An 18,582-nucleotide genomic window follows, 5' to 3' on the forward strand; every position below is an offset into this window, starting at 1 on the left:
ACTTTTCCCTGGTTGTCCACAGGGGGTTGGAGCGCCGCATCGACAACGGCGTTACGGTCGTGGGGAATTGAATTCGGGGCCGCGACAAGCGGCTCCTGGTGCGGTACGGAGCGGGGGAGGCGGCACGCGATGAGCGAGGCCGGAAACGGAGCGGGGACCGGACGGATTCCAGTGGTGGAGGGCTTCGCACGGCGGGCCGTCCCGGGTGCGAGGAAACCGGGTGACGGGAAGCCGGGTGACGGGAAGCCGGGCGTGGAAGATTCGGGCGCGGGCAGGCCGGAGGCCGGACAATCCGTGTCGCGCAAGCAGGAGGGCAAGGCGTTGCGGGCCAGGGCGCCGCGCGGGGCGCACAGCGCGCTGGTGCTCGACGCGGGACGCCCGGACGCGGTGCGGGCCGTCGAGGAGTCCGGCCGGGGACGAGTCGCCTCCCTGACACCCCTGCGGGTGGGACGGATGGCCGCCACCCCCTTCTCCTTCCTGCGCGGCGCCGCCGGACTGATGGCGTACGACCTGGCGGGCACACCCGTCAGTGGGATCGGTGCGCAGATATGCGGCGACGCACACGCCGCGAACTTCGGGCTCTACGGGGACGCCAGAGGCCGCCTCGTCATCGACCTGAACGACTTCGACGAGACCGTCGTCGGACCGTGGGAATGGGACGTCAAACGGCTCGCGACATCGCTGGTGCTGGCAGGACGCGAGGCAGGGGCCGACGAGGACACCTGCCGGCAAGGGGCGTTCGACGCGGTGGGCGCCTACCGGCGGACCATGCGTCTGATGGCGAAAATGCCCGCCGCCGACGCCTGGAACGCGATAGCCGACGAGGAACTCGTCTCCCACACCGACGCCCGCGACCTGCTCGGCACCCTGGAGAAGGTCTCGGAGAAGGCCCGCAGGAACACCAGCGCCCGCTTCGCCGCCCGGTCCACGGAACGGGCCGAGGACGGCAGCCGCCGCTTCGTGGACGCACCGCCGGTACTGCGCAGGGTGCCCGACGCCGAAGCGGCGGCCGTGGCCTCGGCACTGGGCGAGTACCTGGGCACCGTCGCGCAGGACCGGCTGCCGCTGCTCGCCCGGTACGCGATACACGACGTGGCGTTCCGGGTGGTCGGCACCGGCAGCGTAGGCACCCGGTCGTACGTGGTGCTGCTGCTCGACCACCGGGGCGAACCGTTGGTGCTCCAGGTGAAGGAGGCCCGGGCATCGGCGCTGGCCCCGTACCTCCCGAAGGCCGGGTTCGCGATACCCGGGCCGGACCACGAGGGCCGGCGGGTGGTGCTCGGACAGAAACGCATGCAGGTGGTCAGCGACATCCTGCTCGGCTGGTGCACGGTCGACGGGCTGCCGTTCCAGGTACGTCAGTTCAGGAACAGGAAGGGGAGTGTGGACCCGGCGGCACTGGAAGCCGGCCAGGTCGACGACTACGGGCGGATGACCGGCGCCCTCCTCGCCCGCGCCCACGCGCACAGCGCCGACCCGGAGGTCGTCGCCGGGTACTGCGGGAAGAACGAGGAGCTCGACGCAGCCGTCGCCGACTTCGCCGTGGCCTACGCGGACCGCACGGAGGCCGACCACGCGGTCCTCGTGACCGCGGTCAAGAACGGGCGGATCGCGGCGGAGACGGGGGTGTGAGGGGGCGGGGCCCGGGGTGGGGCTGAGGGTGGGGCGGGGTGGGGGCTGGGGGGGGGAGGGGGAGCCCCCCAGAGTGGCTGGGACCGTAGGCTGGACAGGTGACTCAGGATGCCGCCGGGGGACCGGCTACCCCCAAGGAAGACGTACCGCCCGCCGATGGTGCGGCCGGTGAGCGGCCCGAGGCGCGGCTGGAGAAGGCGGTGGGGGCTGCCGAGCAGGCGCTGATCGAGTTCGAGATCGCGGTGGACACCTTCCGGATCGAGGTCGAGAACTTCTCCCGCCTGCACCACCAGAAGCTCGGCCCGATGTACACGCGGCTCGACGAGCTGGATGCGCAGATCGCGGAGGCGCGCGCCCGGAAGACCGGGGACCCTGCGGACCTGGTGAAGGCGCAGGAGGCGCGGGCGCTGGTCATGCCGATGCCGGGTGTGGAGGAGCTGTTCCACGACTGGATGGACTCCGACGGGCTGTCGCCCGAGGCCGCCGCGATGCTGACCGAGCAGCCGGTGCGTCCGCCGGAGCGGGTGCGGCCCAGCGAGGAGGCCCGGAAGGTGTACCGCGAGCTGGTCCGCAAGGCGCACCCCGACCTGGCGCGCGAGGAGGCGGAACAGGCCCGGCGCGAGGAGTTCATCAGCCGGGTGAACGCCGCCTACGCACGCGGTGACGAGGCGCGGCTGCGGGAGCTCGCCGAGGAGTGGGCGGCCGGTCCGGTGCCCGAGGTGCGGCGCAGCGAGAGCGAGGAGCTGTACGCGCGGCTGGAGTGGCTGTCGCAGCGCAAGGAGCTCCTGACGCTCGTCGCCCGTGACCTGGAGGAGAGCGCCATCGGGTCGATGCTGCGGATGGCGCCGGACGACCCCGACCGGCTGCTGGAGGAGATCGCCGAGCAGTTGCTGGCGCAGGTCTCCGAGCGGGAGGGCGAGCTGGCCCGGTGGGTGCAGTAGCGTTCCTGGACGGTTGTGGCGGTGCTGCCGCCGCGGCCGGTGTGATGGAACTGATCGAGTGTGTACGAGAGAAGGCCTGACCCATGAATTTCGCCTCCATGCCCTCGGTGGACGCCGCGTCGGTACCGGCCGACGGTCTGGTGCTGGACGTCCGGGAGGCCGACGAGTGGGCGGCCGGGCACGTCGAGGGTGCGCTGCATGTGCCGATGAGTGACTTCGTCGCCCGGTTCGGCGAGGTCACCGAGGCGGTCGCGGACGGCCGTCGCGCCCATGTGATGTGCCGGGTCGGCGGGCGGTCCGCGCAGGTCACGCAGTACCTGGTGCAGCAGGGCATCGACGCGGTGAACATCGAGGGCGGGATGCTCGCCTGGGACGGCGCCGGCCGGCCGATGGTTGCCGACGGCGGCGCCCCCGCATTCGTACTCTGAGAGGCCTGAGAGTTTCCAGGAGCCTGAGGGCTTTCAGGGGCCTGAGGGCTTTCAGGGGCCTGAGGGCTTTCAGAGGCTCGGGCGGTTCCTGGTCGTGGGTCCTAGCCCAGCGGGTGGGTGGCCAGTAGGTCGCCCAGGGTTTCCTCGTGGGCGGCGGCCGGGCCGAGGGAGAGCTCCAGCTGTTTGGCCCAGGCGTGGTAGCGGTGCAGCGGGTAGTCGGTGTCGGCGCCGAAGCCGCCGTGCAGGTGCTGGGCCGTCTGGACGGTGCGGCGTACGCCGTCGGACGCCCAGATTTTGGCGACCGCGACGTCCCCGGCGAGGGGCAGTGCTCCGCCCGCGTCCGTGCTGAGGCGCCAGGCGGCCTGCCAGAGGGTGGCTTCCATGGCGCGCAGGTCGATGTAGCGGTCGGCGGCCTGGACGGCCACCGCCTGGAACGTGGCGACGGGGAAGCCGAACTGCTCGCGCTGCGAGGTGTATTCGGCGGACATCGCGAGGACGCGTTCGCCGATACCGAGGGCCTGGGCGCAGGTGCCGGTGGTGAGCAGGGCCTGCAGCCACTCCCAGGCGGCCCCGTCGATGATCATCTCGTGGGGTGCGGTGCGTGCGGCGTCCAGGCGTACCTCGGCGAGGAGTTCGCCGCTGGTGGAGACCTGGTCGGTGAGTGTGACGCCGGTACGGTCGCGGGGGATCAGGGCGAGTACGGTGCGGCCCTCGCCGGTGTGGGCGGGCACCGCGATCCGGTCGGCGTGCTGTGCCCACGGCACGGCGGTCTGTATGCCGTCCAGGACCCAATCGCCGTTGTCCAAGTGCCTTGCGGTGACGGCGAGTTGGGCCGGGTCGTGTCCGGTGCGGCCGTGGGCGGCGGCCGTCAGGACCAGCTCTCCGCGCCCCACCCGTGGCAGGAGGCCTTCGGCCAGTTCCTGTGCTCCGTACCGCTGTACGGCCAGGGCGACCGCGCTCGTCTCCAGCAGGGGGACCCGGGCGAGGACCTTCGCGGATTCCCGCAGGACGAGGCACAGGGCGATCGGGTCCAGGCCCGCGCCGCCGTGCGCCGGGTCCAGCAGCAGGCTCAGCAGGTCGGCGCCCGCGAGCTTTGCCCACAGGGGGCGGTCGAAGTCGTCGGCGACGGCGCCCGGGGTGAGTGCCGGGCTCGGTACCGCGTCGGGCGCAGACCCGGCGAAGACGGCCTGTGCCGCTTCGGTGGCCGCCTGCTGCTCCTCGGTGAAGGTGAAGTCCACTGCCTGCCCTCCCGTACCCGTGCACACACTGACGTCTGACGGTGCGCCAAGATAGAACACGTTCTACGGGAAGGGAATGGTGGCGCGGGCACGGAACCCGTCGTTCGGGCTTTCAGCGGTCGAAGTCCAACTCCACTTCCCCGGTTGCCGGATGGGACTGGCAGGCCAGTACGTACCCCGCGTCGGTCTCCTCCGCCTCCAGCGCGTAGTTGCGGTCCATCCGCACTTCGCCCCGCACCAGGAACGCCCGGCACGTCCCGCACACCCCGCCCTTGCAGGCGTACGGCGCGTCCGCGCGGGCCCGCAGCACCGTCTCCAGCAGCGATTCGCCGTCCTGGACCGGCCAGGTGCCGGACCTGCCGTCAAGCGTCGCGGTCAGCGTGCCGCCCACGGCGGCGGGGACGGTCGCGGCCGGAGCGGCGGAAGCGGGGCCGTCGTCGACGTGGAAGATCTCCTCGTGGATGCGGTCCCGGGCGACCCCGAGCCCGCGCAGTGCCCGCTCGGCGCCCTGCACCAGGCCCAGTGGCCCGCACAGGTACCAGCCGTCGATCTCCTCGACCGGCAGCAGCGACGGGAGGAGTCCCGTCAGTCTTTCCTCGTCGAGCCGCCCGGACGGCAGCCCCGACTGCTGCTCCTCCCGCGAGAGTGCGGTGACCAGCTGGAACCGGTCGGGGAAGCGGTCCTTGAGGTCGGCGATCTCCTCCAGGAACATCGTCGACGCCGCTGTCCGGTCGCTGCGGACCAGGCAGAACCGGGCGTCCGGGCGCCGGGCGAGCAGTGTCGCCGCGATGGAGAGGACCGGGGTGATGCCACTGCCGCCGACGACCGCCGCGAAGTGCCCGTCGCGCGGCTCCAGCGTGAACCGGCCCGTCGGCGGCATTGCCTCGACGGTGTCCCCGACCAGCAGTTCCTTCAGTGCGTACGTCGAGTAGGCGCCGCCGTCGACGAGGCGGATGCCGACCCGGAGCACCGGTTCTGCGGGGGCGACGGCGGCGGGTGCGCAGATCGAGTACGTGCGCCGGATCTCCTGCCCGTCCACGATGCGCCGCAGTGCCAGGTGCTGCCCGGGGACGTGCCGGAAGGTCTCGCGCAGTTCGGGCGGTACGGCGAGGGTGACGGCCACCGCATCGTCGGTGAGCCGCTCGATGTCCCGGACCCGGAGCGGGTGGAACGGCATCTACAGCTCCTTGAAGTGGTCGAAGGGTTCGCGGCAGGACACGCAGCGGCGCAGTGCCTTGCACGCGGTGGAGGAGAACCGGCTGAGCAGTTCGGTGTCGATGGATCCGCAGTGCGGGCAGCGGATGGCGAGGGACAGGGGTATCGGCTCCGAAGGGGCGCCGCCGACCTCGCGGGTCGTGCGCGGTGGTGCGATCCCGAACTCGGCGAGCTTGCGCCGCCCTTCGGTGCTGATGTCGTCCGTGGACCAGGCCGGGGCGAGGACGGTGCGGACCGTCACCTCGGTCATGCCGCCGTTTTCGTGGAGTATCCGCTCGATGTCCGCCGACATTGCCTCGATGGCAGGGCAGCCGGTGTAGGTGGGGGTCAGTTCGACCTCGACCCGGCCGGGCCCGCAGACGTGGACGGCGCGCAGCACGCCCAGTTCTGCCAGGGTGAGGACGGGCAGTTCGGGGTCGGGGACCGAGCCGGCCAGGCGCCGCAGCTCCGCCTCCAGCGCGGTCTCCTGCTGTACTCCGCCGGTCACCATGTCGCCCCCGGGTGGCTGCGGTGCAGGTGCTGCATTTCGGCGAGCATCCGGCCGAACGGCTCGGTGTGCAGGCCCTGCCGTCCGGCGCCCGCGGCCCACCCTCCGGTGCGCGGCGTCTGGGGCACGGTCAGTGTGGCCCGCTCGACGACGTCCGTGACGGAGGCCAGCCAGTCGGCCTCCAGCGCCTTTTCGTCGACTTCTTCCAGGCCTTCGACGGGCTGGAACGGCTCGCCGGTGAACCGCCACAGTGCGTCCACCGCCCGCTGCATCCGCCCGTGGCTCTCGGGCGTGCCGTCGCCCAGGCGCAGCGTCCACTGTTCGGCGTGATCGCGGTGGTACGCCGTCTCTTTGACGGCCTTCGCCGCGAGGGGTGCGAACTCGCTTTCGCCGGTGGCCAGTTGTCCGAACAGGAGGTGCTGGTAGGTGGAGAAGTAGAGCTGCCGGGCGAGGGTGTGGGCGAAGTCGCCGTTCGGCTGCTCGACGAGCTGGAGGTTGCGGAAGGAGCGCTCTTCGCGGAGGTAGGCCAGCTCGTCCTCGTCGCCGGTGAGGGAGAGCAGGATGCGGGCCTGGCCGAGGAGGTCCAGTGCGATGTTGGCGAGGGCGACCTCCTCCTCCAGTACGGGGGCGTGGCCCGCCCACTCCCCCAGCCGGTGGGAGAGGATCAGTGCGTCGTCGCCCAGTGCCAGGGCTGCCGTCCGGGAGGTCGCTGCCGCGGTCACAGGTGCTTCACCCCGTCCGGGATCGCGTAGAAGGTGGGGTGGCGGTAGGGCTTGTCGCCGGCCGGTTCGAAGAAGGAGTCCTTCTCGTCGGGTGAGGACGCGGTGATCTCCGTGGACGGCACCACCCAGATCGAGACGCCCTCGGACCTGCGGGTGTAGAGGTCACGGGCGTTGCGCAGTGCCATTTCGGCGTCCGGGGCGTGCAGGCTGCCCGCGTGGGTGTGGGACAGCCCGCGGCGGGAGCGCACGAACACCTCCCACAGTGGCCAGTCGTGGTTGCTGCCGGTGGCGGTCATGCCGCTTCCCCCTTGTGCTTGCCGTGCTGACGGTGCTTGTTCGCGTAGGCCGCCGCCGCGTCGCGGACCCAGGCGCCCTCTTCGTGCGCCCGGCGGCGCTGGGTGATCCGCTGGTCGTTGCAGGGGCCGTTGCCCTTGAGCACCGCCCGGAACTCGGCCCAGTCGATGGCGCCGGAGTCGTAGTGGCCGCGCTCCTCGTTCCACCGGAGGTCGGGGTCCGGGAGGGTGAGGCCGAGGGACTCGGCCTGCGGGACGGCGATGTCGATGAAGCGCTGGCGCAGTTCGTCGTTGGAGTGGCGCTTGATCTTCCACTCCATGGACTGCGCGGAGTGCGCGGACTCGTCGTCGGGCGGGCCGAACATCATCAGCGACGGCCACCACCACCGGTCCACCGCGTCCTGGGCCATCGCGTGCTGCTCCGGGGTGCCCTGGGAGAGGGCGAGCAGCGACTCGTACCCCTGGCGCTGGTGGAAGGACTCCTCCTTGCAGATGCGGACCATGGCGCGGGCGTAGGGCCCGTAGGAGCAGCGGCAGATCGGGACCTGGTTGGTGATCGCGGCGCCGTCCACCAGCCAGCCGATCGCGCCGACGTCGGCCCAGGTCAGGGTCGGGTAGTTGAAGATCGACGAGTATTTCTGGCGGCCGGAGTGGAGCTTGTCGAGGAGCTCTTCGCGGCTGGTGCCCAGGGTCTCGGCGGCGCTGTAGAGGTAGAGGCCGTGGCCGGCTTCGTCCTGCACCTTGGCCATCAGGATGGCCTTGCGGCGCAGCGAGGGCGCGCGGGTGATCCAGTTGGCCTCGGGCTGCATGCCGATGATCTCGGAGTGGGCGTGCTGCGCCATCTGGCGGACCAGGGTGGCGCGGTATGCGTCGGGCATCCAGTCGCGCGGTTCGATCCGCTCGTCGGCGGCGACGGCCGCGTCGAATGCCGTCTGATGTGCCGATTCCGTCCCCGGCGGGGTCTGCTCTGCCGTCACTGTCGTCATCCTGGCCCCCTGTGCCACCTACCGACCGATCGTTCGGTTCATTGACTTCAATGGTGGGGCGGTGGCCCGTAGGGTGTCAACCTCTGTGGATAACTGGCCGACAGGTGCTGATCGGGGCGGGATGGATTCGTACGACGACAAGGCCGGGATCGCCGGGCTGTCCTTCCGGTCCCAGGTCGTCGCGGCGCTCGCGCTCGCGCTGGTCGCAGTGACCGCCCTCGTCCACCTCGGCATGGTCTTCCTGCACGTCAGCCCGTCGAACACGGTCAGCAAGGAGAACAGCGCGGCGGTGGACGCCTGGATCAACCCCGAGTTCGAGCAGAACTGGAAGCTCTTCGCGCCCAATCCGCTCCAGCAGAACATCGCCGTCCAGTCCCGCGCCCAGATCCGGACCAAGAGCGGCCAGTGGCGCACCACCGAGTGGATCGACTTCTCCGCCAAGGACGCCGAGGAGATCCGCAGCGGCCTGCTGCCCAGCCACACCGTCCAGAACGAACTGCGCCGCGGCTGGGACTTCTACACCGGCTGGCACGACGAGAACAACCGGTCGCTGGGCATGCGCGGCGATCTTGCCGAGCGCTACGTCCGGCGCATCGTGCTGGAGCGGATGTCCGCCCTCGACATGGGCGGCGCCGTCGTCCGCATCCAGGTCCGCTCGCGCACGACCTGGGTGAAGCCGCCGCCCTGGAGCACGGAGAAGGTGGCCACCACACCCACGTACCGGGTGCTGCCCTGGTGGACGGTGACGCCGCGCGACCTCACGAAGGTCGCACAAGAGGCAGGAGTGACCAAGTGAGCAGCCTGATCCCGGGCCTGCGAGCCCTTCGGCAGGGCCTGCACAAGGGCGTCCAGTACGTCACGTCGGCCGCTCTCGGCCCGTACCAGACGGCGGTCGTCCGCATCGGGTTCGCCGGTACCTGGCTGCTCTTCCTGCTGCGCGAGCTTCCCCACCGGCACGAGCTGTACGGGCCCGAGGGGCCGTGGAGTTGGGGCATGGCGCAGCAGATCATCGCCGACAACAAGGCGTTCTCGGCGCTGATGTGGACGGACGGCACGCTGTGGTTCGAGTTCGTCTACCTCCTGGCGATGGTGTCGAGCGTGCTGCTGCTGATCGGCTGGCGCACCCGCACGACGTCCGTCCTGTTCATGATCGGCGTGCTGTCCCTGCTGAACCGCAGCGTCTTCATGGGCGACGGCGGCGACAACGTCATTCATCTGATGGCGATGTACCTGGTGCTCACCCGGTGCGGACAGGTGTGGTCGCTGGACGCGCGCAGGGTGCGGGCGGCGGGCGGTGCCGTCGCCGCTGTCGTACGCGACCGGGTGGGCCCCGCCCTGTGGACGGTGCTCGGCGTCGCCCTTGCGGTGGTGACGTACGCGGGTGTCGTGAGCTGGGGCTGGCTGCTGATCTTCTGGACGTTGCTGCTGGTCCACGCCCTGTGGTGGGCGGTGTGCAGGTACGCGGACGGTGAGCCGCGGCTGCTCATGAATGTCCTGACGAACCTCGTGCACAATGCGGGGCTCCTCGTCATCATGGTCGAGGTCTGTTTCGTCTACGCGACGGCCGGCTGGTACAAGGTGCAGGGCTCGCGCTGGCAGGACGGCACCGCGATCTACTACCCCCTGCACCTGGACTACTTCACGCCCTGGCCGGAGCTGTCCGCGCTGTTCGCCTCCAGCGGCACGATGGTGATGCTGGTGACGTACGGAACGGTGATCGTGCAGGTCGCGTTCCCGTTCACGCTGTTCAACAGGCGCGTGAAGAACATCCTGCTGGCGCTGATGATCGTGGAGCACGCGAGCATCGCGGTGCTGCTCGGGCTGCCGTTCTTCTCGCTGGCGATGATCGCCGCGGACGCGGTGTTCCTGCCGACGGTGTTCCTGGTGTGGCTGGGCGGGCGTGCGGGGCGGGTGCGGGACTGGGTGCTGCCCCCGCGCAAGGCCGTGCAGCTGCGTCGTGAGGCTGCCGATGAGCCCCGTACGCTCGTGGGGTGAGCAGCGAGAACACCCCTCAGCCCGGTCCCGTCGAGCCTCGGCCCGGCCCCGTCGAGCCGGTTCAGTACGACGACGGCTTCGGTGACGGGATCGGCGTCGGCCCGCACCCCGAGCCGTGGCCGGAGGGCGAGCGGTACGACCCTGAGCTGCTCGCGCACGGCGACCGGCGCAATGTCGTCGACCCGTACCGGTACTGGACGCGTGAGGCGATCGTCGCGGACCTGGACACCAGGCGGCACGGCTTCCACGTGGCCGTGGAGAACTGGGGCCACGACTTCAACATCGGGTCGGTGGTGCGGACCGCGAACGCGTTCCTCGCGAAGGAGATCCACATCGTGGGCCGACGGCGCTGGAACCGGCGCGGGGCGATGGTCACCGACCGCTACCAGCACGTCCGCCATCACCCCGACACCGAGTCGCTGACCGCGTGGGCGGCGGCCGAGGACCTCCCGATCATCGGGATCGACAACCTGCCGGGGGCGGTGCCCCTGGAGCGGACCGTGCTGCCCGAGCGGTGCGTGCTGCTGTTCGGGCAGGAGGGGCCGGGGCTGACGGAAGAGGCACGGGCGCACGCGTCGATGGTGTGCTCGATCGCGCAGTTCGGATCGACGCGGTCGATCAACGCGGGGGCGGCGGCGGCCATCGCGATGCATGCGTGGGTACAGCGGTACGCGGAGGTGCCGGAGCCGTCGTAGGGCCTTCGAATACCCGTCCTCGCGTAAGTGTGACTTTCGGACGGGTGTGTCGTTTACGTCTTCGAGCGGAGCGTCGATCCTGGTTGCGGCAGAAGTGGTGAAGCCGCGCACGTAGAGCTGGCCTGAGCGCTGACCTTGGACAAGGTCATGTGAACGTCTCTGTCACCGCCCGTAGCTGGTTCCTGCACCGAGGGGTGGTTCGCCGTATTCCTGCGAGCCCCTGGAGGGGCACAGCCATGTACACGGAACAAGCGCTGCTGGACGCACGCGAGGTGCGCGCGACCCTGGCACACCGGACGGACGCCCTCGACGAGGTGAAGCGGCTGCCGCTGCTGCCCGACGGCGCCCATGTCACCGCGACGCTGCTCGCCGACTACTTCGAGGTCGACGCGGTGGTGCTGCGGCGGGTGGTGCGCAAGCATGCCGGGGAGCTGGGGAGCCACGGGTACCGGCAGCTTCAGGGGGAGGAACTGCGGGCGTTCGTCGCGGCGAACATGCCGCAGCCGCGGGCTCGGATGCGGCAGTTGGGGATCTTCACCGTCCCGGCCGCTCTGGTGCTCGCGATGGTGCTGGACAGCAGCGAGGTGGCCCGGGTGATCCGGCTCGGGCTGCTGGAATCGGTGGGGGTGGCCACCGGGCGGGGGGCCGCCGATGACCTGGCCACTGAGCACGTGGCCACTGAGCACGTGGCCGCCGAGGGCGTGGCTCCCGGGCGCGCGGCCGCCGGGTCCCGGCTGCGTGCGGTCGAGGCCCGAGCCGCCGACGCAGGCAGCATGTTCATGCTGGTCGGCACTCCCGAGCAGATCGCCGACGTGCTGCGGCGGGGGCTGCCGACGTAGTGCGGTGAATGCCGTGGCCCTCGCTTGGGGGGCATGGGCCACGGCATCCGTCTTGAGTCCGTACGCCGCCGTCAGGCCTGGCGGCGTACCTCCACCGTCCGGAAGCGGTTCGACACGAACGCGCCGTCGCACAGCGCGGCGTTCGCGGCCGGGTTGCCGCCGGAGCCGTGGAAGTCGGAGAACGCGGCGGTCTGGTTGACGTACACCCCGCCCGTCAGGTTCAGGGAGAGCTGCGCGGACTCCTCCCAGCAGACCTCCTCGACGGCGCGCTCCACGTCCGCGGAGGTCGTGTAGGCGCCGACCGTCATCGCGCCCTTGTCGCGCACCGTACGGCGCAGGAGGTGCAGGGCGTCGGCCGTGGAGTCGACGGCGACGGCGAAGGACACCGGGCCGAAGCACTCCGACAGGTACGCCGCCTCCGCGTCCGGCTTCGCGCCGTCCAGCTTGACGATGACGGGCGTGCGGACGGTCGCGCCGGGGAAGTCGGGGTTGCTGATCTCCCTTGAGGGGAGGGCGACTTCGCCCAGTCCGGAAGCCGCCTCCAGGCGGGACTTCACGTCCGGGTTGACCAGCGCGCCCAGCAGGGCGTTCGCCCGGGCGTCGTCGCCGAGCAGGCCGCCGACCGACTTCGCGAGGTCGCCGACCACCTCGTCGTACGACTTGGGGCCCGCGTCGGTGGTGATGCCCTCGCGCGGGATCAGGAGGTTCTGCGGGGTGGTGCACATCTGGCCGCTGTAGAGGGAGAGCGAGAAGGCCAGGTTGGAGAGCATGCCCTTGTAGTCGTCGGTGGAGTCGACGACGACCGTGTTGACACCGGCCTTCTCCGTGTAGACCTGCGCCTGGCGGGCGTTGGCCTCCAGCCAGTCGCCGAACCCGCTGGACCCCGTGTAGTCGATGATCTTGATTTCGGGGCGGGTGGCGAGGGTCTTGGCGATGCCCTCGCCGGGCCGCTCGGCGGCCAGTGCCACCAGGTTGGGGTCGAATCCCGTCTCGGCGAGGACCTCGCGGGCGACCTTCACGGTCAGGGCGAGCGGCAGCACCGCGCGCGGGTGCGGCTTCACCAGGACCGGGTTGCCGGTGGCCAGGGACGCGAACAGGCCCGGGTAGCCGTTCCAGGTGGGGAAGGTGTTGCAGCCGATGAGCAGCGAGATGCCGCGCGGGACGGCGGTGAAGGCCTTCGACAGGTTGAGCGGGTCGCGCTTGCCCTGCGGCTTCGACCAGTCGGCCGAGGTCGGCACGCGGGTCTGCTCCGCGTAGGCGTACGTCACCGCTTCCAGGCCGCGGTCCTGGGCGTGCGGGCCGCCCGCCTGGAGCGCCATCATGAAGGCCTGGCCGCTGGTGTGCATCACGGCGTGCGCGAACTCGTGCGTACGGGCGCTGATCCGGGCCAGGATCTCCAGACAGACCACGGCCCGTGCCTCGGGGCCCGCGTCGCGCCAGGCGCCCATGCCCGCGCGCATGGCAGGCAGCAGGACGTCGACGTCGGCGTGCGGGTACGAGATACCCAGCTCCGGTCCGTACGGGGAGACTTCGCCGCCCTCGGAGGCGGCGCCGCCCACCCAGCCGTCCGTGCCGGGCTGCTCGCCCAGGTCGAAGCGGGTGCTCTTCAGCGCCTCGAACGCCGCGAGGCCGTCGGCCGCCGCGCTCTCGCCGTACGCCTTCGGGTGCTCGGGGTGCGGGGACCAGTAGGCGCGCGTGCGGATCGCGTCGAGGGCCTGGTCGAGTGTGGGCCGGTGGGTCTCGGTCAGCTGCGTCAGCTTCTGGGGCGACTGCATTTCGCGGACCAACTCCTCGTCGAGCTGGGCTCGGACTGGGCTCGGGTGGGCGGACACGGCTAGAGTAACCGAACGATCGGTCGGGACAAGGGGGCCGACGTAAAGCTGTGGACAACTCGTCCGGGAGGATTGGCCGCATGACAGCAATCGAGCGTGCCCGCACCGTCGCCGTCGTCGGCGCCGGGACCATGGGCCAGGGCATCGCCCAGGTCGCCCTCCTCGCCGGGCACCCCGTCCGCCTCTTCGACGTGGACGCCGAGCGCACCACCGCCGCGGACGCTTCCGTACGTGCGCGGGTGGAGCGTCTGGTGGACAAGGGGCGCCTCGACCGGGCCGACGCCGACGGGGCGCTCCGGCGGCTGCACCCCGCCTACGACCTGCGCGACCTCTCCGACGCCGCACTGGTCGTCGAGGCGATCGTGGAACAGCTTCCGGTGAAGCAGCAGCTGTTCCGCTCTCTTGAGGAGCTCGTCGCCGCCGACTGTCTGCTCGCCACCAACACCTCCTCGCTGTCCGTCACGGCCGTCGCGGGCGGTCTGGGACGCCCCGGCCGCGTCGTGGGCATGCACTTCTTCAATCCGGCACCGCTGCTCCCCCTCGTGGAGATCGTCAGCGGCTTCGCCACGGACGACGCCGTCGCCACGCGCGCGTACGACACGGCGCTCGCCTGGGGGAAGAACCCGGTGCGCTGCGCCGACACCCCCGGCTTCCTGGTCAACCGGATCGCCCGCCCCTTCTACGCCGAGGCGTTCGCGGTGTACGAGGAGCAGGCCGCGGACCCGGCCACCATCGACGCCGTACTGCGCGAGTCCGGCGGCTTCCGGATGGGCCCCTTCGAGCTGACCGACCTGATCGGCCAGGACGTCAACGAGGCCGTCTCGCGCTCGGTCTGGGAGGCGTTCCACCAGAGCCCCAAGTTCGTGCCGTCGCTGCCGCAGCGGCGGCTGGTGGAGTCGGGGCGCCACGGCCGGAAGTCCGGGCACGGCTGGTTCCCGTACGAGGAGGGCGTGGCGAAGCCCGAGCCGCACACCGCGGCCCCCGAGCAGGCCCCCGCGCACGTCACCGTCACCGGTGACTTCGGGCCGGCCGCCGAGGTGGTCACGATGCTTCAGGAGGCGGACGGCATCGAGGTGAAGCAGCTGACGTCCGGCGGTCCGTACATCGGCCTGCCCGGCGGTGGCCAGCTCGCCCCCGTCGACGGGCACACCTCCGTCGAGTACAGCGACGTCGTCTACTTCGACCTCGCCCTCGACTACCGGGCCGCCACCCGCATCGCCCTCGCCGCCTCCGCCGACGTCACCGAGCGCACCCTCAAAGAGGCGGTCGGGCTCTTCCAGGCGCTCGGCAAGGACGTCAGCGTCATCGGCGACGTGCCCGGCATGATCGTCGGCCGTACGGTCGCCATGCTCGTCGACCTCGCGCTGGACGCCGTGGCCAAGGGCGTCGCCTCCGCCGAGGACATCGACACCGCGATGCGCCTGGGCGTCAACTACCCGCGCGGGCCGCTGGAATGGGGCCGTGACCTCACCGGTGACTGGTCCTTCGACCTGCTCACCGCGATGCACGCACGCTGCCCGACCGGGCGCTACGCCCCGTCCCTGGCGCACTACCGGCAGGGGTACGCCGAAGAGGCGCCCGCGTCCGCAGAGGAGACCACGGGATGACCACGGCCGACCGCACGAGCGCCGACCGTACGAGCGCCGACCGCATAGGCGCCGACCGCACGGGCGGTGAGGGGCCCGGCGCGGTGAAGAGGGACACGTACACGCCCGAAACGCTCCTCGCCGTGGCCGTGCGCGTCTTCAACGAGCGCGGCTACGACGGCACCTCCATGGAGCACCTCTCCAAGGCCGCCGGCATCTCCAAGTCGTCGATCTACCACCACGTCTCCGGCAAGGAGGAGCTGCTGCGGCGTGCGGTCAGCCGGGCGCTGGACGGGCTGTTCGCCGCCCTGGAGGAGCCGCAGGCGGTGCGCGGGCGGGCGATCGAGCGCGTCGAGCACGTCACCCGGCGTACCGTCGAGGTGCTGATGGCGGAGCTGCCGTACGTGACGTTGCTGCTGCGGGTGCGCGGCAACACGCAGACCGAGCGGTGGGCGCTGGAGCGGCGCCGCGAGTTCGACCAGCGGGTCGCCGACCTGCTGAAGGCCGCCGCGGCCGACGGGGACCTGCGTGCGGACGTGGACATCCGGCTGGCGACCCGGCTGCTCTTCGGGATGATCAACTCGCTGGTGGAGTGGTACCGGCCGCACCCCGACGGGGCCGCGGAACAGGAGCAGCTCGCGGACACCGTCGTACGGCTGGCCTTCGACGGGCTGCGGGCGGCCTGAGGAACTCGGTGCCGGGGGCCCGGACCAGGTCCTCGGAGGGCCGGGCTCGGTCCCGGGGCGGCGGGGCTCAGTCCCGGGTGGGCCGTTGCGGCTCCAGGTCGGTCTCCTCGAAGACCAGCAGGGTGCGGGTGCTCAGTACCTCGGGTATGGCCTGGATCTTCGTCAGGACGAGTTCACGGAGCGTTCTGTTGTCCGGGGTGTGCACCAGCAGCAGCACGTCGAAATCGCCGCTGACCAGCGAGAGGTGGGCGGCCCCCGGGAGTGCTTGCAGCTCCTCGCGGACCGTGCGCCACGAATTCTGGACGATCTTGAGGGTGATGTACGCGGAGGCGCCCTGACCTGCCCGTTCGTGGTCGATGCGGGCGCTGAAGCCGCGGATCACTCCGTCGTCGATGAGGCGGTTGATCCGGGCGTAGGCGTTGGCGCGCGAGACGTGCACGCGCTCGGCGACCGACCGTATCGAGGCGCGGCCGTCCGCCTGGAGCATGCGCAGGATGTCCCGGTCGATGGAGTCCAGCGGCCTCGGCGGGGGCTGTGGGCTGTGGACAACCTCGGCGTCGCCGCGAAAACCGTCACCCGATCCAGGGACACCCGATCCCGATCCGGCCATTTGTTCAGCTGTCATGTGCCCCCGCCTCCCCGCCATGGACGTCCTGTTCCCATCCCAGGCTGCGCAGAACCGTTTGTCCACAGGGCAACGCCGCCTGTAGCCAAACTGCATCCACGACCGAACAATCGGTAGGTGAGACACGCCACATTCCGACCAGGGGTGCCGGCGTCCTCGTGACCGTTCCGCACCGCTCCCACGAGGAGGTGTTCGTCGTGACGATTCAAGAGATGCCGGGCAGCACGGCCTACCGGCCCAGCCCTCCCCCGGCCTGGAAGCCCCGCACCGACCCCGCCCCGCTGCTCCCGGACCCCGAGCCGTACCGGGTGCTCGGCACCGAAGCCGCCGCCGGGATCGACCCCGCCCTGATGCGTCGGCTGTACGCGGAGCTGGTGCGCGGCAGGAGGTACAACGCGCAGGCCACGGCGCTCACCCGGCAGGGCCGCCTCGCCGTCTACCCGTCCAGCACCGGGCAGGAGGCCTGCGAGGTCGCCGCCGCGCTGGTGCTGCGCGACCAGGACTGGCTTTTCCCGTCCTACCGCGACACCCTCGCGGCCGTGGCACGCGGCCTGGATCCCGTGCAGGCGCTGACGCTGCTGCGCGGCGACTGGCACACCGGCTACGACCCCCGCGAGACCCGCATCGCCCCGCTGTGCACCCCCCTCGCCACCCAGCTGCCGCACGCGGTGGGCCTCGCCCACGCGGCCCGCCTCAAGGGCGACGACGTGGTGGCGCTCGCCATGGTCGGCGACGGCGGAACCAGCGAGGGCGACTTCCACGAGGCACTGAACTTCGCCGCCGTCTGGAAGGCCCCGGTCGTCTTCCTCGTGCAGAACAACGGCTTCGCGATCTCCGTGCCGCTCGCCAAGCAGACCGCCGCCCCCTCACTGGCCCACAAGGCCGTCGGGTACGGAATGCCGGGCCGCCTGGTCGACGGCAACGACGCGGCGGCGATGCACGAGGTGCTGGCCGAAGCGGTGGAGCGCGCCCGGCGCGGCGGCGGCCCCACCCTGATCGAGGCCGTGACGTACCGGATGGAAGCCCATACGAACGCCGACGACGCCACCCGCTACCGCGGTGACGCCGAGGTCGACGCCTGGCGCGACCACGATCCGATCGCACTCCTGGAGCGCGAGCTGACGGAGCGCGGGATGCTCGACGACGAGGGCGTACGGGAGGCCCGGGAGGCCGCCGAGACGATGGCCGCCGACCTCCGCAAGCGGATGAACGCGGACCCGGTGCTCGACCCGATGGACCTCTTCACCCATGTGTACGCGGAGCGGACCGACCAGCTCCGCGAGCAGGAGGCCCAGCTGCGGGCCGAGCTGGAAGCGGAAGCGGAGGCCGGGCGATGAACAGCACGGTGGCGGGCACGGTGGCGGAGAAGAAGACCGCCGCGAAGCCCGCGAGCATGGCGCAGGCCCTCCAGCGGGCCCTGCGCGACGCGATGGCCGAGGACCCGACGGTGCACGTCATGGGCGAGGACGTCGGCGCGCTCGGCGGCGTCTTCCGGATCACCGACGGGCTGACCAAGGAGTTCGGCGAGGACCGCTGTACGGACACCCCGCTCGCCGAGGCGGGGATACTCGGGGCGGCCGTCGGCATGGCGATGTACGGGCTGCGGCCGGTCGTCGAGATGCAGTTCGACGCGTTCGCCTACCCGGCGTTCGAGCAACTCGCCAGCCATGTCGCCAAGATGCGCAACCGCACCCGCGGCGCCCTCCCCATGCCGCTGACGATCCGCATTCCGTACGGCGGCGGGATCGGCGGCGTCGAGCACCACAGCGACTCCTCCGAGGCGTACTACATGGCGACCCCGGGGCTGCACGTCGTCACCCCGGCGACCGTCGAGGACGCGTACGGGATGCTCCGCGAGGCCATCGCCTCGGACGACCCGGTCGTCTTCCTGGAGCCCAAGCGGCTGTACTGGTCCAAGGCCGACTGGTCGCCGGACGCCCCGGCAGTCGTGGAGCCGATAGGCCGGGCGGTCGTCCGCCGCCCCGGCCGCAGCGCCACGCTGATCACCTACGGGCCCTCCCTGCCGGTGTGCATGGAGGCCGCGGAGGCGGCCACGGCGGAGGGCTGGGACCTGGAGGTCGTCGACCTGCGGTCCCTGGTCCCGTTCGACGACGAGACGGTGGCCGCGTCGGTGCGGCGCACCGGGCGTGCGGTCGTCGTCCACGAGTCCGCCGGCTTCGGCGGGCCCGGCGGCGAGATCGCCGCCCGCGTCACGGAGCGCTGCTTCCACCACCTGGAGGCACCGGTGCTGCGCGTCGCCGGTCTCGACGTGCCCTACCCGCCGCCGATGCTGGAGCGCCACCACCTGCCGGGCGTGGACCGGGTACTGGACGCGGTCGCGCGGCTCCAGTGGGAGGAGTCCTGATGCCACAGGTTTCTGGA

The 18,582-nt window shown here is 71.3% G+C and carries 19 protein-coding genes; 11 read left to right on the forward strand and 8 right to left on the reverse strand.

The features are described 5' to 3' along the window. The first annotated feature begins 129 nt into the window (after nt 1-129). The 3 genes from ACWGIG_RS15940 to ACWGIG_RS15950 all read left to right on the forward strand — a co-directional run bounded on the left by ACWGIG_RS15940 (nt 130) and on the right by ACWGIG_RS15950 (nt 3,001). Entirely contained in the window at nt 130-1,632 is a 1,503-nt protein-coding gene (locus ACWGIG_RS15940) for a DUF2252 domain-containing protein (protein WP_453322186.1), read from the forward strand. 98 nt (nt 1,633-1,730) lie between these two features. After that, on the forward strand, nt 1,731-2,573 hold the full coding sequence (locus ACWGIG_RS15945) for a hypothetical protein (protein WP_453322187.1): 843 nt from the start codon (nt 1,731-1,733) through the stop codon (nt 2,571-2,573). A gap of 83 nt (nt 2,574-2,656) precedes the next feature. Continuing rightward, nucleotides 2,657-3,001, forward strand: a complete 345-nt coding sequence (locus ACWGIG_RS15950) for a rhodanese-like domain-containing protein (protein ID WP_453322188.1) — start codon at nt 2,657-2,659, stop codon at nt 2,999-3,001. A 101-nt stretch (nt 3,002-3,102) separates the two neighbouring features. On the opposite strand, the gene ACWGIG_RS15955 is transcribed toward ACWGIG_RS15950, so the two are convergent. The 6 genes from ACWGIG_RS15955 to paaA form a co-directional block, all read right to left on the reverse strand. Beyond that, a complete protein-coding gene (locus ACWGIG_RS15955) occupies nt 3,103-4,239 on the reverse strand; it encodes an acyl-CoA dehydrogenase family protein (protein WP_453322189.1) in 1,137 nt (378 codons plus the stop codon). A gap of 112 nt (nt 4,240-4,351) precedes the next feature. Beyond that, entirely contained in the window at nt 4,352-5,416 is a 1,065-nt protein-coding gene (locus ACWGIG_RS15960; protein ID WP_453322190.1) for a 2Fe-2S iron-sulfur cluster-binding protein, read from the reverse strand. Further along, nucleotides 5,417-5,944, reverse strand: coding sequence for a 1,2-phenylacetyl-CoA epoxidase subunit PaaD (gene paaD / locus ACWGIG_RS15965; protein WP_453322191.1), 528 nt, complete (start codon nt 5,942-5,944; stop codon nt 5,417-5,419). It abuts the gene before it with no gap. Next, nucleotides 5,938-6,663, reverse strand: coding sequence for a 1,2-phenylacetyl-CoA epoxidase subunit PaaC (paaC, locus tag ACWGIG_RS15970; RefSeq protein ID WP_453322192.1), 726 nt, complete (start codon nt 6,661-6,663; stop codon nt 5,938-5,940). The genes paaD and paaC overlap by 7 nt, the downstream gene beginning before the upstream one ends. Continuing rightward, the gene (gene paaB, locus ACWGIG_RS15975) at nt 6,660-6,959 is read right to left on the reverse strand and encodes a 1,2-phenylacetyl-CoA epoxidase subunit PaaB (protein WP_453322193.1); all 300 of its coding nucleotides are present in this window, start codon (nt 6,957-6,959) and stop codon (nt 6,660-6,662) included. Before paaB ends, paaC begins: the two co-directional genes overlap by 4 nt. Beyond that, a complete protein-coding gene (gene paaA, locus ACWGIG_RS15980) occupies nt 6,956-7,942 on the reverse strand; it encodes a 1,2-phenylacetyl-CoA epoxidase subunit PaaA (RefSeq protein ID WP_453322194.1) in 987 nt (328 codons plus the stop codon). Before paaA ends, paaB begins: the two co-directional genes overlap by 4 nt. A gap of 121 nt (nt 7,943-8,063) precedes the next feature. Here paaA and ACWGIG_RS15985 point away from each other — a divergent pair, with 121 nt between their 5' ends. From ACWGIG_RS15985 to ACWGIG_RS16000, 4 genes are all read left to right on the forward strand, one after another. Then, on the forward strand, nt 8,064-8,738 hold the full coding sequence (locus tag ACWGIG_RS15985) for a DUF5819 family protein (RefSeq protein ID WP_453322195.1): 675 nt from the start codon (nt 8,064-8,066) through the stop codon (nt 8,736-8,738). Next, nucleotides 8,735-9,937, forward strand: a complete 1,203-nt coding sequence (locus tag ACWGIG_RS15990) for an HTTM domain-containing protein (RefSeq protein WP_453322196.1) — start codon at nt 8,735-8,737, stop codon at nt 9,935-9,937. The genes ACWGIG_RS15985 and ACWGIG_RS15990 overlap by 4 nt, the downstream gene beginning before the upstream one ends. Beyond that, nucleotides 9,934-10,632, forward strand: coding sequence for a TrmH family RNA methyltransferase (locus ACWGIG_RS15995; RefSeq protein ID WP_453322197.1), 699 nt, complete (start codon nt 9,934-9,936; stop codon nt 10,630-10,632). Before ACWGIG_RS15990 ends, ACWGIG_RS15995 begins: the two co-directional genes overlap by 4 nt. 236 nt (nt 10,633-10,868) lie before the next feature. After that, nucleotides 10,869-11,471 carry a hypothetical protein gene (locus tag ACWGIG_RS16000; RefSeq protein WP_453322198.1) on the forward strand — a complete coding sequence of 201 codons (603 nt, stop codon included), beginning with the start codon at nt 10,869-10,871 and terminating at the stop codon, nt 11,469-11,471. Nucleotides 11,472-11,542: 71 nt separating this feature from the next. On the opposite strand, the gene paaN is transcribed toward ACWGIG_RS16000, so the two are convergent. Further along, the gene (gene paaN / locus ACWGIG_RS16005; protein WP_453322199.1) at nt 11,543-13,246 is read right to left on the reverse strand and encodes a phenylacetic acid degradation protein PaaN; all 1,704 of its coding nucleotides are present in this window, start codon (nt 13,244-13,246) and stop codon (nt 11,543-11,545) included. Between the two features lie 137 nt (nt 13,247-13,383). Between paaN and ACWGIG_RS16010 the strand changes: the two genes are divergently transcribed. Both ACWGIG_RS16010 and ACWGIG_RS16015 read left to right on the forward strand, forming a co-directional pair. Further along, nucleotides 13,384-14,910 (forward strand): 3-hydroxyacyl-CoA dehydrogenase, encoded by a 1,527-nt coding sequence (locus ACWGIG_RS16010; protein ID WP_453322200.1) that lies wholly within the window; start codon nt 13,384-13,386, stop codon nt 14,908-14,910. Continuing rightward, a complete protein-coding gene (locus ACWGIG_RS16015; protein WP_453322201.1) occupies nt 14,907-15,575 on the forward strand; it encodes a TetR/AcrR family transcriptional regulator in 669 nt (222 codons plus the stop codon). The genes ACWGIG_RS16010 and ACWGIG_RS16015 overlap by 4 nt, the downstream gene beginning before the upstream one ends. 67 nt (nt 15,576-15,642) lie before the next feature. On the opposite strand, the gene ACWGIG_RS16020 is transcribed toward ACWGIG_RS16015, so the two are convergent. After that, nucleotides 15,643-16,200, reverse strand: a complete 558-nt coding sequence (locus ACWGIG_RS16020) for an Lrp/AsnC family transcriptional regulator (protein ID WP_453322202.1) — start codon at nt 16,198-16,200, stop codon at nt 15,643-15,645. A gap of 197 nt (nt 16,201-16,397) precedes the next feature. Here ACWGIG_RS16020 and pdhA point away from each other — a divergent pair, with 197 nt between their 5' ends. After that, complete coding sequence (gene pdhA / locus ACWGIG_RS16025; RefSeq protein ID WP_453322203.1) at nt 16,398-17,537, forward strand: pyruvate dehydrogenase (acetyl-transferring) E1 component subunit alpha; 1,140 nt, start codon at nt 16,398-16,400, stop codon at nt 17,535-17,537. Beyond that, nucleotides 17,534-18,565 carry an alpha-ketoacid dehydrogenase subunit beta gene (locus ACWGIG_RS16030; protein ID WP_453322204.1) on the forward strand — a complete coding sequence of 344 codons (1,032 nt, stop codon included), beginning with the start codon at nt 17,534-17,536 and terminating at the stop codon, nt 18,563-18,565. Before pdhA ends, ACWGIG_RS16030 begins: the two co-directional genes overlap by 4 nt. Nucleotides 18,566-18,582 lie beyond the last annotated feature (17 nt).

This window comes from Streptomyces sp. NPDC054863, assembly GCF_053610825.1.

Coding starts and splice junctions, on each gene's coding strand:
- ACWGIG_RS15940 (WP_453322186.1), top strand. CDS start 130: ATGAGCGAGGCCGGAAACGGAGCGGGGACCGGACGGATTCCAGTGGTG.
- ACWGIG_RS15950 (WP_453322188.1), top strand. CDS start 2,657: ATGAATTTCGCCTCCATGCCCTCGGTGGACGCCGCGTCGGTACCGGCC.
- ACWGIG_RS15960 (WP_453322190.1), bottom strand. CDS start 5,416: ATGCCGTTCCACCCGCTCCGGGTCCGGGACATCGAGCGGCTCACCGAC.
- paaD (WP_453322191.1), bottom strand. CDS start 5,944: ATGGTGACCGGCGGAGTACAGCAGGAGACCGCGCTGGAGGCGGAGCTG.
- paaB (WP_453322193.1), bottom strand. CDS start 6,959: ATGACCGCCACCGGCAGCAACCACGACTGGCCACTGTGGGAGGTGTTC.
- paaA (WP_453322194.1), bottom strand. CDS start 7,942: ATGACGACAGTGACGGCAGAGCAGACCCCGCCGGGGACGGAATCGGCA.
- ACWGIG_RS15985 (WP_453322195.1), top strand. CDS start 8,064: ATGGATTCGTACGACGACAAGGCCGGGATCGCCGGGCTGTCCTTCCGG.
- ACWGIG_RS16000 (WP_453322198.1), top strand. CDS start 10,869: ATGTACACGGAACAAGCGCTGCTGGACGCACGCGAGGTGCGCGCGACC.
- paaN (WP_453322199.1), bottom strand. CDS start 13,246: ATGCAGTCGCCCCAGAAGCTGACGCAGCTGACCGAGACCCACCGGCCC.
- ACWGIG_RS16010 (WP_453322200.1), top strand. CDS start 13,384: ATGACAGCAATCGAGCGTGCCCGCACCGTCGCCGTCGTCGGCGCCGGG.
- ACWGIG_RS16015 (WP_453322201.1), top strand. CDS start 14,907: ATGACCACGGCCGACCGCACGAGCGCCGACCGTACGAGCGCCGACCGC.
- ACWGIG_RS16020 (WP_453322202.1), bottom strand. CDS start 16,200: ATGACAGCTGAACAAATGGCCGGATCGGGATCGGGTGTCCCTGGATCG.
- ACWGIG_RS16030 (WP_453322204.1), top strand. CDS start 17,534: ATGAACAGCACGGTGGCGGGCACGGTGGCGGAGAAGAAGACCGCCGCG.